Annotated in this window: 11 protein-coding genes; 4 read left to right on the top strand and 7 right to left on the bottom strand. The window is 70.4% G+C overall.

Features of this window, described 5'->3' with window-relative positions; genetic code table 11:
• Positions 1-14: 14 nt before the first annotated feature.
• From ACQPYY_RS20365 to ACQPYY_RS20350, 4 genes are all read right to left on the bottom strand, one after another.
• Positions 15-1,019, bottom strand: a complete 1,005-nt coding sequence (locus ACQPYY_RS20365) for a CgeB family protein (protein ID WP_433590578.1) — start codon at positions 1,017-1,019, stop codon at positions 15-17.
• Complete coding sequence (locus tag ACQPYY_RS20360; protein ID WP_433594690.1) at positions 1,016-2,299, bottom strand: lipopolysaccharide biosynthesis protein; 1,284 nt, start codon at positions 2,297-2,299, stop codon at positions 1,016-1,018. Before ACQPYY_RS20360 ends, ACQPYY_RS20365 begins: the two co-directional genes overlap by 4 nt.
• Before the next feature lie 487 nt (positions 2,300-2,786).
• On the bottom strand, positions 2,787-3,977 hold the full coding sequence (locus ACQPYY_RS20355) for a glycosyltransferase family 4 protein (RefSeq protein WP_433590577.1): 1,191 nt from the start codon (positions 3,975-3,977) through the stop codon (positions 2,787-2,789).
• The gene (locus ACQPYY_RS20350; RefSeq protein ID WP_433594689.1) at positions 3,974-5,035 is read right to left on the bottom strand and encodes a glycosyltransferase family 4 protein; all 1,062 of its coding nucleotides are present in this window, start codon (positions 5,033-5,035) and stop codon (positions 3,974-3,976) included. Before ACQPYY_RS20350 ends, ACQPYY_RS20355 begins: the two co-directional genes overlap by 4 nt.
• A 342-nt stretch (positions 5,036-5,377) precedes the next feature.
• Between ACQPYY_RS20350 and ACQPYY_RS20345 the strand changes: the two genes are divergently transcribed.
• The 3 genes from ACQPYY_RS20345 to ACQPYY_RS20335 all read left to right on the top strand — a co-directional run bounded on the left by ACQPYY_RS20345 (position 5,378) and on the right by ACQPYY_RS20335 (position 9,358).
• Positions 5,378-6,985: a serine/threonine-protein kinase gene (locus ACQPYY_RS20345; RefSeq protein ID WP_433590576.1), complete on the top strand. Its 1,608-nt coding sequence runs from the start codon at positions 5,378-5,380 to the stop codon at positions 6,983-6,985.
• 145 nt (positions 6,986-7,130) lie between these two features.
• Positions 7,131-8,522 carry a polysaccharide pyruvyl transferase family protein gene (locus ACQPYY_RS20340; protein WP_433590575.1) on the top strand — a complete coding sequence of 464 codons (1,392 nt, stop codon included), beginning with the start codon at positions 7,131-7,133 and terminating at the stop codon, positions 8,520-8,522.
• Entirely contained in the window at positions 8,519-9,358 is an 840-nt protein-coding gene (locus ACQPYY_RS20335) for a glycosyltransferase family 2 protein (RefSeq protein WP_433590574.1), read from the top strand. Before ACQPYY_RS20340 ends, ACQPYY_RS20335 begins: the two co-directional genes overlap by 4 nt.
• Positions 9,359-9,453: 95 nt before the next feature.
• Here the strand turns inward: ACQPYY_RS20335 and ACQPYY_RS20330 are convergent, their stop codons facing one another.
• Both ACQPYY_RS20330 and ACQPYY_RS20325 read right to left on the bottom strand, forming a co-directional pair.
• A complete protein-coding gene (locus ACQPYY_RS20330) occupies positions 9,454-10,080 on the bottom strand; it encodes an MspA family porin (protein WP_433590573.1) in 627 nt (208 codons plus the stop codon).
• A gap of 243 nt (positions 10,081-10,323) precedes the next feature.
• Entirely contained in the window at positions 10,324-11,445 is a 1,122-nt protein-coding gene (locus tag ACQPYY_RS20325) for a class I SAM-dependent methyltransferase (protein ID WP_433590572.1), read from the bottom strand.
• Between the two features lie 14 nt (positions 11,446-11,459).
• Between ACQPYY_RS20325 and rfbC the strand changes: the two genes are divergently transcribed.
• Positions 11,460-12,029, top strand: coding sequence for a dTDP-4-dehydrorhamnose 3,5-epimerase (gene rfbC, locus ACQPYY_RS20320; protein WP_379104106.1), 570 nt, complete (start codon positions 11,460-11,462; stop codon positions 12,027-12,029).
• On the opposite strand, the gene ACQPYY_RS20315 is transcribed toward rfbC, so the two are convergent.
• Positions 12,013-13,041, bottom strand: a complete 1,029-nt coding sequence (locus ACQPYY_RS20315; RefSeq protein ID WP_433590571.1) for an NAD-dependent epimerase/dehydratase family protein — start codon at positions 13,039-13,041, stop codon at positions 12,013-12,015. The genes rfbC and ACQPYY_RS20315 overlap by 17 nt on opposite strands.

The following is a 13,041-nucleotide window of genomic DNA, read 5'->3' as shown; positions in this document are numbered from 1 at the left end:
CGGCGTTACCCGGTTCATGCCAGGGCGTCGACGATCTCGCGGGCGCGGTCGGCGTAGCTGTGCGCGCCCGCGACGATCCGCTGATGCCCGGCCTCGGCGACCTTGGCGGCCTGCTCGGGATACTTGGTGCAGCGCCGCAGGATCTCGCGCAGTTCGGCGGGGCCGGAGAAGAGGTAGCACTCGGCGTCGTCCTGGAGCAGTTCGGCGTGCTCGTCGGTGCGCTCGCCGACGAAAAGCCCACCGGCGGCCGGGACTTCGAAGGTGCGGCAGGTGTGGGTGTCGCGGTTGTCGGAGTTCAGCAGCACCAGGTTGGCGGTGACGGCGGCGACGGCCGCGGAGAAGTGCTCGCCGTAGACCGCGCCGCCGACGTCCGCCCCGGTCTGCCACAGCGCGCGCACCCGCCGCCAGCCGGGGCCGCGCAGCAGCATGTCCCCGTGGTGTTCACGGGCCAGCGAGACCAGGAGGTCTTCGCGATCGGGCCGGACCGCGCCGATGAACCCGAGCAGGAATCGGCGCACCGTGCGGCGGGCGGTGACGTGGTGCAGCGCCGGATCATAAGCACTACGAACGAATTTCACGTGCTGCGCCCCACGGGCGGTGAGCTCGGGCACGTTGTGCCACTTGGTGGTGACGATGAGGTCCCATGCGGACTCGTGTGCCAGGTATTCCGGACTGGTGTTGTACGGATTGGAAACGTCATCGGGGCTGTAGTGCACATGCAGACCGGCGCGGGCGCCCAGCAGCCGCTGCTGATCCAGGTGCACGGACTTGAACGCGAACAGCATGTCCGGCGCGAATGCCTGTGCGGCGCTGTCGATCTCGCGGTGCAGGGCCTCCACATCCCAGGGCGCGCGGCGGTGCGCGAACTTCGAGTACACCCACGGCGGCGACAGGCGTGCGGGCAGCGTCACCGCGGTGGTGTCGATGACGACCACCTCGTGCCCGGCCTGCCGGAATCCGTCGGCGAGCGAGCGCGCGTTGCTGCCCACCCAGTCATCCCCGACGAAGAGCACCTTCACGCCACATCCCCTTTGGTCAGCAGTGCGGTGGCCGGTTCGACCGGCCCGTCCCGCCGGGTCCGTTCCCGGACCATGAGCCAGCGCACCCGGATGATGTACCACAGCGCGACACCGAATTCCGCGGAAACGGTGCCATAGACCAGGCTCCACACCGAGCCGGTGCGCATGGCCACCACCAAGGCCGTCGCCGCGACGCAGGTGCCGATGATCGCGCCGATCAGCACGCCCATGGTGTCCTGCTTGACCGGCAGGACGGCGGTGGTCACATACGAGGTGATGGTGGTGGCGGGCAGAATCAGGATCTCCACGCGCAGCAGCGAGATCGCGCCGGTGAAATCGTCGGTGTAGATCAGGTGGATCAGGGTCGGCGCCATGATCCAGACCGCCACCACCGCCAGGCAGGCCAGGGTCACGCAGCCGACGATCATCTGAATCTGATTGCGCCAGAACTGATCGTCGCCGCTGCGCCGGGCCATGCGCGGCAACAGCGCGAAACCGATCGGGTCCAGGGTGGACTGGATGGCGCGGACCAGGCGGTCGCCCGCGGAGTACAGGCCCAGCGACGCCGCCTCGAGCACCGCGCCGTAGACCGCGGCCGAACCCTGGCCGTAGCCGGTGACCAGCAGCCGGGAGGTGAAAATCGGTGCGGCCATCCGCAGTACGGCCGTCACGCCGTAGGGCCGGGCGGGCGGGCCGAACCGGCGGAAGGAATCCCACCAGGTCAGCGAGACGGTGGCGATCGAGGAGATGAGCAGGCACAGCACGGCCATGGACGCGCTCGGGAAACGGGGTAGCAGCCCGACCAGCAGCGCCAGATAGCCGATCCGGCCCACGCCCTGATACATGGTGGAGGTCCCGAACCTGCCCTGGCCGATCAGCAGCCAGTCCTCCGAGACCGACCAGAAGCCGCCGGCGAACAGCCCCAGCAGCACCATGTGCAGTTTGGGGGAGACCCCGACGGTCATGGTGGCCAGCAGGGCCGCGCCGATGATGGTCAGGGTGGTGGCGCGGATGGCGAGATAGGTGCCGCGCAGGCGGTTCACCTCGCGGTGGCCCGGATCGTCCTCGGGGACCTTGGCGGCCAGGAACGAGGTGACGCCGAGGTCGACCACCAGCGAGCCGATGAAGTAGGAGGACATGCCGATGGCCAGCAGGCCGGTGCCGTGCGGGCCGAGCATGCGCGCCAGCAGCGGGACCGTCACCAGGGTGATGACGTATTGACCGTACTTGCCGAAGGTCACCAGACCGATGTCGCGGATGATGCCGCCGATGCCGCCCAAGCCCGAGGACTGTTGTTTCCTGTGTTTACCGGTGTCGGTGGAATGATCCGCGGCGGAATCGGATTCGCCGTCGGCGGGGCGGTACGCGCCCGACGCGTCGCGCTGCGGGACGATGACGGGCAGCCGGACGGTCGGCGGTTCGACCGGGTCGCCGTAGAAGGTGGGGAGCACCGGTCCCCGCGAGGGGGCCGCGTAGCGGGCGGCGCGGGTCTCCTCGAACGACGCCCGGCCGAACGCGGGCCCGCGATCGAATCCGCCCGGGCCGCGACCGGTTCCGCTCTCGTACCCGGGCGCGCCGGCGCGGGCGGGCCGGTGCGCGGCGGCCGGGCCGTGGTCGCGGCGTGATTCGTCATGTTCGAAGGCGGTGGCCTGGTGGTCGACCTCGGGGATGCGGTGGCGCAGGTGGCGGCGCTGCCGCAACCGGCCCAGCGTGCCGAGACCCTCGATCTGCACGGTGGGCGGGTCGTAGGGGAACGGGTCGGTCGGATCATCCACGACGCCACCGCTTTCCGGGCAGGCCGGTGAGGAAGTCGGTGACGGTCCGGGCCGAGGCGGCCACGTCGAAGTCCCGCGACCGCAGTCGCGCGGCGTCGGCCAGCGTGGTGCGCAGTTCCCGATCGGCGATCAGGCGGTCCAGGGCGCGGGTCAGTTCGGCGCGGTTCCCGGCGGTCACCAGCAGGCCGTTCACGCCCGGGTCGACGATCTCCTCCGGGCCGCCCGGCCGGGTCGCGATGACGGCGCAGCCCGCCCGCATGCCCTCGACCACGACCTGTCCGAACGGCTCGGGCAGCACCGAGCAGTGCACGAGGATATCGGCATGGCGCAGATAGGATTCCGGGTCGTCCACGTGGCCGGTGAAGGTCACCGGCAGGCCGAGAGCGGTGGCGTGCATCTCGAGTTCGGCGCGGTAGGCCTGCTCGTCGAAGAAGGTGCCGCCGACCAGGAACACCTCGCGCGGAAGAGTTTTCACATCGGCGAGGGCGCGCAGGAACAGGTCCTGGCCCTTCCACGGGGCGAGGCGGCCGACCACGGCGATGACGGTCTCGGTGGCGGGACGCTGACCCTGCGGGCGCGCGTCGCCGGCGATCCCGGAATCGGCAGCGAATTGCGCTGGTTCGTCGCCGGCGGGAAATTCGACGCCCGGGTAGGCGACCACGGCCCGGCGGCGCCAGGTGTAGAGCGAGGCCAGGGTGCCGCGGCTGTTGGCGATGACGCCGCGGGCCACCACCCAGCCCAGCACCCGGATGATCAGTGCCAGCGCGCGGCCGAAGTAGTCGCGGGAGATCCGGTCGTGCACATGCCACACCAGCGGAACCCCCGCCCGGCGCGCGGCCACCGCGCCCATGAGCATCGCCTTGGTGCTGCCCGCGACCAGGACCGTGGCCTCCAGTTCGCGCACGGTCGCGCCCAGGGTCCAGCCCAGGCGCAGCAGGCCCGTCGCGCCGACCAGCAGGCTGCGCACCCCGGCCTTGTCGATGGTCATGGCGCGGGAGTCGAAACCATTGCGCACGACGCGGGTTTCGATACCGCGCTCGGCCATCAGCCGCAGCATCGGACCGTCCTCGGTGTACACCACGGCGGTGCGACCGGCCGGCATGGCCGAGACCAGGCGCAGGGTCGCCAGTTCGGCCCCGGACGGGGCCGCGGTGTGTGCCAGGAAGACGGCCGGCGCGTTCATCGAGCGGTGAGCTCCGTATACAGGTCACGGTGTCGCCGGGCCGCGACGGCCCAGGAGAACGTCTCGGCATGGGCGCGGCACTGTTTCGGATCCGGCCGCACACCGTCCAGGGCCGCGACCAGCCGGGCGGCGAGCGCTTCGGCATCGCCCGGCCGGACGACGAGCGAGGGATCCAGGCTCCGGACCGAATCCGGCAGGCCGCCACAGTCGGAGACGACGGGCGGGCGTCCGGCGGCGAGGGATTCGAGGGCGATGAGACCGAAGCCCTCCAGGGCCAGCGACGGCACCACGGTGAGATCGGCCCGGGTGTAGAGGTCGGTGAGCTCCGCGTCCGACACCGTGCCGGTGAACCGGACGGGGGAGTGCGCGTCGTCACCGAACAGGCGCGTCGCCAGTTCCCGCAATTCGGCCTCGGCGGTACCGGTTCCGACGATCACCAGCCGCGCGTCCGGCTGCCGGTCGGCGACCGCGGACCAGGCGCGGAGCAGGACGTCGATGCCCATGCGCCGCTCCAGCCGCCGCACGCACAGCACGATCCCGGAGTTCGCCTCCGGCTCGGTGGCGGTGAAGCGGTCCAGATCGACGCCCGGCGGAATCACCCGGACCCGGTCCGCGCGGATGCCGTAGTCGCCGACCAGTAGGCGCCGGAAATGGTCGGACAGCACGATGAATCGGTCGGCGCGGGCGTAGCGCAAACGCTCGACGAGGTACTTGGCCCGGACCGCGCGCGGACCCTCGCCCGCCATGCGACTCTCGGCGGCCCACGGTCCGTGGAAATGGACCACCAGCGGGTTCCGCACCGCGGCCGGGCCGTACAGGCAGAAGTGCCGGTCGATCACGGTGTCGCGGGTGAGCGCGTCCCGATCCAGGAACGCGGTGCGGGCGCGATCGAGGGTGGAGCCGCCCGTCGGTCCCCAGGATCCCGCCCCGGCGGGAGCGTCGCCGAAAGCTCGTGCGCTGAGCGCTATTCCGCGGTCGCGGGCGAGCGCCTCAGCGAGATCGGTGAAGTACCGGTTCAGTCCCCCGTGAGCGGCCGTGAACCACTCCGACCCCGTCATGAACACCCGAATGGGCCGTGTCAAAACCCTCACCCCCGGGTCCGTCACCACCATTCGGACCGACATCCCGATCCGAACGCCCTTGCAGCGCAAGTGTATGCCAATCCGAGGGTGGAGGAGGGCTAACGGACGGCAATCATGCGACTGACCAGTCCAATAGGCAGGAAAGATCAAATCCTGCCGGGGTGGACCGGACCGAATTCCGAATTACGTTGTGACAGAAAATAAGTAATTCGCTTCCATTCGGAAAAGCGTCCCGGGCGATTGACGCCCGCGTCGCCGAACCGGATCTGGGTTACGGTGATCAGCGGGAATGATGTGGTCGGAGAGGGCAGGCAGGCTGTGGGGCGCACACTCGCGCAAGGGCAGGTATTCGCGGGTTACACCATCGAACGGCTGCTCGGCGTCGGCGGAATGGGCGAGGTGTACCTCGCCAAGGACCGCGATCTGCCCCGATCGGTCGCACTGAAACTGCTGGCCGCGGGCAAGGCCGACGATCCCGAGGTGCGGGCCCGCTTCCTACGGGAAGCCGATACCGCCGCGCGGCTGTCGCATCCGAACATCGTCGCGGTGTACGCGCGTGGCAATGACGACCACCGGCTCTGGATGGCCATGCAGTACGTCGAGGGCACCGACGCGGCGGCGATCCTGCGCGACGGCCCGGTGCGCCCGGACCACGCGGTGCGGATCATCGGCGAGACCGCGCGGGCGCTGGACCACGCGCACCGGTCCGGCGTGCTGCACCGCGATGTGAAGCCGGCCAACATCCTGCTGGCCTGGGGGACCGAACAGCAGGTCTTCCTGGCCGATTTCGGGATCGCGAAAGCGGTCGACCACACCAGCACGCTCACCCGCACCGGTGAGATGTACGCCAGCTTCCAGTACGCCGCCCCCGAACAGTTCGAGCTGCGCGGCGACACCGACCACCGCGCGGACGTGTACGCGTTGGGCTGCACGCTGTTCCACATGCTCACCGGGCAGCTGCCGTATCCGGGGGAGAGCACGGCGCAGCTGGTCGCGGCCCACCTGGGCGCGCCGATTCCGCGGCCGAGCCAGGTGCACGGCACCGTGCCCCCGGCCTTCGACGCGGTCATCGAACGCGCGCTGGCGAAGAACCGCGACCACCGCTTCGGCAGCTGCGGCGAACTGGCCGCGGCGGCCGAGGCGGCGCTCACCGCCACCGACCGGGGGCACGGGCCGTGGGTGCGGCAGGAGGTCCCCGTCACCTTCACCGGGGCGACGACCCGGTCGAGCCCGGCCGGGCAGCCCGGGTCGACGCGGGAGCGGTTCGAGCAGATGCCGACCCAGCTCGGTGCGCGGTCGGGACCGCGCTATCCGGTCGTGGGCGGCAGTGGACCGCACGAAATGGATGGCGCCGCACATCGGTTCGCGACGGGCGCGCCCGCCGCGCCCGCCACCGGTCGCGGTCGCAAGCGGCTGATCGCGGCCTTCGCGGTCGCGCTCGTGGTGGCCGGTGGCGTCGGCCTCGGATTCGGCACCGGCGCGTTCCGTGCCGTGGTCACCGGCGGTGGCAGCTCGATCGGCCGGACGCCGGTGCCCGCGGCCGCGGCCGAGGAGGCCGCGGTCCAAGCCGCCTGTGACTACGGCAAGCTCATGAGCTCCTACGACTACAGCAATGGCGACGGCTGGCAGGCCAAGGTGATCGCCGGGGCGACCGGCCAGTGGAAGTCGCAGGCCCAGACGCTGTTGCCGACCATCCGGCTGCTGCTCGAGAACGACGCCGAGCACACCTGGTCCGACACCGCGGCGTGCACGGTGACCTCCGGCGGCGGAACCCATTACGAGCTGGCGGTGGACATCACCGAGCTGACCGCCGCCACCAAGAACACCCCCGACAAGGCCAAGCATCAGAACATCACCATGTCGATGGATTACGTCGACGGAAAGTGGCTGTGCAGCAAGTGGGTCAGCCCCTTGTTTCCGAGCTGACCGAAATGGTCGTGCGCCCAGTTATGATCTTGCGGGCGAATCGATTTCGCGCTGCGCGGGCCATTCGTTCGTGTAGCGCGAAGAGCTGGTCGTGCGATAGATTCGCACCGGATTCGTGCTCGGAACGAGCGTCGGAAGGAATCGCGTGGGGAACTCTGGCGCGGGGGATGGTGCCGGGACGTTGAAGGTGCTCGTCGACAACGGCGAGTACTGGCTCCGCAATCGCGGTGACATCGCCATGATGGTGATGACCGTGGAACGACTGCGGGAACAGTGGCCGCACGCCCGCATCGGCATGCTGACCGACGAGCCGCACATCCTGCGCGGGGTGCTGCCGCACGCCGAGCCGGTGGTGGCGCACGCGGGCGGGCCGTGGGGGCGCGACGGGCTCGCGGGACGGCTCGAGGAGACCGCCGGGGTGCACGTACTCGGCCCGGCGGCGCTGCGCTGGCGATCGGCCACCGAGGTGCCCAAACACTATCTGCGCGGCGTGAAGAACTGGGCGCGCAAGGAAGTTCACGCGCTCGCCACCGGAACACCCGAGTCCGAACCGGCCGGCATTCCGGAACTACCGCCGGTTCCGGCGGCGCTCGCCGGGGCGGACCTGGTCATCGCCCAGGGCGGCGGGTACATGACCGATGTCGACCTGTATCAGGCGCATCGCACCCTCAACCTGCTCGAAGCCGCTCAGCGCCACGGCATTCCGAATGTCATGATCGGGCAGGGACTGGGCCCCATGCGCGATGCCGGCCTGCTGCGCCGCGCGGCCGAGGTGCTGCCGGGAGCGGACCTCATCGCCCTGCGCGAGGGTCGGCGCGGGCCCAAACTGCTGGCCGAGCTCGGCGTGCCCGAGGACAAGATCCTCGTCACCGGCGACGACGCGGTGGAGTTCTCCTACCGGCTGCGCCGCCCGGGCATCGGCACCGATCTGGGCCTGTGCCTGCGGATCTCGGACTACTCCAAGGTGACCGACTCCGCCCGCGACACCCTCGGCGAGGTGTTGCGCCGCGAGGCCGCCGCCCTGAACACCGCGCTCGCCCCGCTCATCATCTCCGAATACGACGACGAGGACCGCCGCCACACGCTGCCGCTGCTCGAGGGCGCCGCCCGGACCCGGCCCGTCATCGGCCGCGCGGGCACCGCCCAGGACGTGGCGCGACAGGTCTCGCGCTGCCGGGTCCTGGTGACCAGCGCCTACCACCTCGCGGTTTTCGCGCTCTCCCAGGGTATTCCGGCCGTGGCTGTAACGGCCTCGCAGTACTACGACGACAAATTCTATGGGTTGGCCGACATGTTCGACGCCGGCACCGACGCCGGGCTGCGCATCGTGCACCTGGACGTGGACAATCTCGACGCCGAATTGACACGTGCGATTCGCCAGTTGTGGGAGTCCGCGCCCGAGCTGCGGGATACTCTGCAGCAGAAAGCAGTTGAGCAGATCGACGCCGGCCGTGCGGGCCTGGATCGGGTGTTCCGGCTCGTGGCGGGAGGTGAGGGCTCACCCGGCGAACCGGCCGAACCAATTCAGGGGGAATGATGAAGAACCTTTCGGTGTGCGTCCCGGCCTACAACTCCGGCCGCACCCTGGAGACCACGCTGCGCTCGATTCTGGACCAGGACACCGACATCGAGGTCGTCGTCCTGGACAATGCCAGCACCGACGACACCGGCGCCATCGCGAAGTCCTTCGACGACCCGCGGGTGGTCATCCACCGCAATCAGGAAACCCTGCCCATCGGCGAGAACTGGAACAAGGCCGTCTCGCTGACCTCGGGCCGCTTCGTCAAGGTCGTCTGCGCCGACGACATCCTGCTGCCCGGCGCGCTGGACAGGCAACTGGAGATCATGGGCGACAACGGCATCGCCATCTGCTCCTCGAAATTCCAGGTCATCGACGAGCGCGGCCTCGTGGAGGAGAGCGATCTGGGCCTGCCCGACCTGCTGGGCCGCCGCGACGCCCGCGCCCTCATGCGCACCATCGTGCACCGCGGCCCCGCCGACTTCGGACCCACCGCCGCCGCCGTCTTCCGCCGCCAGGACTTCGACCGGGTGGGCGGCTTCCGCGGCGACCTGGTCTTCCCCATGGACGTGGACCTGTTCGCCCGCGTCTGCGCCTTCGGCGACTTCTTCGGCATGCCGGAAATCCTGGCGGCCTGGCGCAATTCGAGCTTCAACCTGTGCAGCCGGACCTCGACGGTCAGCAAGCTCACCGAGATGCTGCGCTTCCATCACCGGCTGGGGTCGGAGTACCCCGAATACGTCGGCCGCGGCGCGGTGCTCGGTGGGGACTGGCGGCTGGCCCGCGCCGCCGCCGAACGCGTCCGCGTGCGCACCGTCGCCACCGCGCTGCGCCGCCCCGATCTCCTGCACTGAGCGGGGCGAGGCACGCGGACAACGCTGCGCCGCATCATGGTCCGATCCGCGGGCCCGGGCGGTCGCGAGGCGCGAGACCGCCCGGACCCGGGGCATCAGATGCGGGCCAGCGGGCCGTAGGCCACCACGGTGTCACCGGCACTGCTCACCAGGCGTACGAACGGGCGGATGGTGGTGGTGCCCAGCACGCCGGTCACGGTGCCGTGGAAGCCGGACATCATGATGCAGCCCTCGGCGCCGGAGACATCGCCGCCCGCCACGTCGACCGACTGGATGCCCGGGCCGAAACCGACGTCGAGCTGCACGCCCAGCGTCGGGATCAGGTTGTAGATGTCGACCTTGGGGCCGTCCCCGCCGATCTCGAGCTCGAGGCCCGGGGTCTGGTACTGGAACGAGATCTTGCCCGACAGCGTGGCCGGGTAACCCACCTGGTAGCCCATGGTGAGGTGACCGCTCCACCGATCACCGGCGGGCAGGGCCACCGTGAAACAGGCCTTGCCGCTGTGGAACCACTCGCGGGTGAGCGGATTGCCGTCGAGGGGCGGCACGAAATCGATACGGGTGTCCGCCGACAGGGCCTCGACGGTCCGGCCCTGCTGATCGACGATGGAGTTGTTGCCGTCGACGGCGGCGCCGGACGCGCCGCCGCTCAGGACGACGCCGATGGTGGCGGCGATCGCGACGGCCGCCGTGCGCGAGAGCACGGTCTTGGTGTTGCGCATGATAATTCCCATTCCCTCATCAGGTGTTGCTGCGTAATTGCGTACGCTCGCTTGATGATTCCCCTGTGTACTCAGGGCACGGATGAACGTCCACCTGTCCCCCTCGACCGGTGATCTACCCCACGCTGAGACTATCCCACTCGATTACCCTGCGTGTGGCCGCAATCGCATGATCGCGCTCACGGGCCGACGAGTCGCGTGCCCGGCGCCGTCATGCCGCCGCCGGACGAGAGTTGCTGGGTTTCATAGCGATTCCCGCACGTCGATCACCCACTTCCCGTCGAGTTCGGGCCACCGGGAGGAAACCTCGGGGAACAGGTCCGGTAGCGTCAGCAGAACCCGATCTGGCTGCGCCGCAACGAGTTCCGCGGGCGAGATGATCGGAATGTCGGTTCCGGGCATGCGGCGGCCCTGCTTGCCCGGGGAGGCGTCGGCCACCCCGGCCAGCAGCCCGCGGTGCGCGCCCGCGAGATGGAGCAGGGCGACCGCGCGGGAGGCCGCTCCGTAGGCGTAAACGGAGCTGCCGGAAGCATTCTCGGAATCCAGCCAGGCACGCAGGGCGTGCGCCTGGTGGTCGGCGGCCGACTGGAGTCCGCGTACCACGGCCGGGTCCGCGACAGCCGCCTCCGCGACGCGAATTCGGGCGATGGCCGGATCGGCGTCGGCGGGGGCGTGGACCGCGGCCACCAGGACGGTGCCGCCGTAGAGCTCGAAATCCCACGCCGTGACCGCGGCCAAGCCCGCCGACCGCAGCAGGATACGCAGCGAGTCCATCGAGTAGTAGGCGAAATGTCCGTGCCGCAACGCGTTCCACTGCCCCTGCTCGACGATCGCGCGCAGCGAGTGGAACTGCAACAGAAGCACCCCGCCCGGCGCTGTGGCCGCCGCCCGCCGCGCGAAGGCCGCGCGCTGATCGGGTTCGTGCATGATGCCGAAGCAGTCGATCACCACGTCGGCGGGGTCCGCGGTGACGGAGTAGCCGCGGTCGGTCAGCAGCGGCAGCCAGCTGCCGCCGTGCGGGCTGCCGAACTCGCGCACGGTGCCGCCGCCGGGCAGCCAGCCCCCGGCGGCCACCCGGGACACCGCGTCCGCGGCCTGATCCCGCAGCGCCTGGGGTTCCACGCCGCGCGGTTCGGCGGTGACCGTGTCGTCCTCGGCCAGCTGCGCCAGCCCGCAGCCGGCGCACAGGTCCATGGCCAGCGGATACGCCGCCTCGTCGCCGCCGGACATCGAGTCCAGGCTCGGAAAGTCATCCGCCGCAGGTATTTTCCCGAGATCGAGCACCCGGACCAGTGGGCCGTGCCCGCAGCCGCGGCATCCCCGGGCCGGGCCCGTCCGCACGGCCTCCTCCTCCGCCCCGCTCATGGCAGCATGGCCTGGTGCGTATCGAAGCGACCGACCTCGCCGACGTCCTGCTGCTGATCCCGCAACCCTTCCGCGACGATCGCGGCCTGTTCACCCGCACCTTCGACGCCGAGGAGTTCGACGAGCACCTGGGCCGGCCGGGCTCGGCCGCGAGCTTCGTGCAGGACTCGCAGTCGCGCTCGCGCCGGGGCGTGGTGCGCGGAATGCACGGGCGCTCCGGCCGCGGCGAGGCCAAGCTGGTGCGGTGTGCGCACGGCGCCGTGCACGACGTGCTCGTCGATATCCGGCCCGAGTCGCCGACCTTCGGTGTGCGGCAGGCCTTCCTGCTGGACGACGACGACTTCCGGCACCTCTACGTGCCGCCGGGCTTCCTGCACGGCTTCCAGGCCCTCACCGAGGTCGCCGACGTCTGCTACCGGATCGACCGCCCGCACGACCCGGCCGAGGACCTGGGTGTCGCCTACGACGATCCCGACCTGGCCATCGCCTGGCCGCAGCCGGTCACGGTGGTGTCGGAGCGGGACGCGGGTGCGGGATCGTGGCGCGAGCTGCTCGCGGCCCATCACCTCACACCCCGGTCCTGATCCGGCGCAGTTCGTCGTCGAGCACCCCGGCCTCCTTGAGCGACGTCAGGTGCGCCAGGCGGGTGAAGCGCTGGAAGAAGGCCTCCGAGGTGAGCCCGCGCGCGGTGTACTCGCGATACAGCTCGGCCGCGCCGTCGGGAATGCTCCACGCGGCCTCGAAGCCCAGTTCCCTGCGGGCGTAACCGAAATCGACGCGGTAGGAGCGCGGATCCGCGCCGCTCTCGCCGGTGATGGCCAGCGTGGACTCCGGGACCACGTCGACCACCGCCCGCGCGATCTCCGCGACCGTCAGATTGTTCGTCTCGGCGCCCACGTTGTAGGCACGGCAGTGCACGGCCTCGATCGGGGCGCCCAGGCAGGTGGCGAAGGCGAGCGCGATGTCCTGCGCGTGCACCAGCGGCCGCCACGGCGTGCCGTCGGAGAGGACCTTGACCTCGCCGGTCAGCACCGCGTACCCGACCAGGTTGTTGAGCACGATGTCGGCGCGCAGCCGTGGCGAGAAGCCGAAGGCGGTGGCATTGCGCAGGAACACCGGGGAGAAGCCGGAGTCGGCGATGGCGGCCACATCGTCCTCGACCCGCACCTTGGACTCCGCGTACGGGGTGAGCGGCCGCAGCGGCGCGTCCTCGGTCACCAGGCCATCACCGGCCGCGCCGTACACCGAACACGTCGAGGCGTAGAGGAACCGGCGCACCCCGGCCTCCTTGGCCAGCCGGGCCAGCCGCACCGAGGCGTGATGGTTGATGTCGTAGGTGATCCGGGGCGCCAGCGCGCCCAGCGGATCGTTCGACAGCGCCGCCAGATGCACCACCGCGTCGAACCCGGCGAGCTGATCGACGGTCACCTCGCGCAGATCCACCTCGATGGCGGGCGGCGGGGGCGGAGCGTCGCCCAGCACGCAGTCCGCGAAATAGCCGGTGTCCAAACCGGTTACCTCGTGCCCGGCCTGCTGCAGGAACGGCACCATGACCGTCCCCAGATACCCCTGATGTCCGGTGACGAGCACCCGCAT

The organism is Nocardia sp. CA-145437, from assembly GCF_050956485.1.
In the GTDB taxonomy this organism is placed as follows: Bacteria; Actinomycetota; Actinomycetes; order Mycobacteriales; family Mycobacteriaceae; genus Nocardia.
Note: the sequence above shows the minus strand (reverse complement) of the source record. Positions and strands in the feature narration are given on the sequence as shown.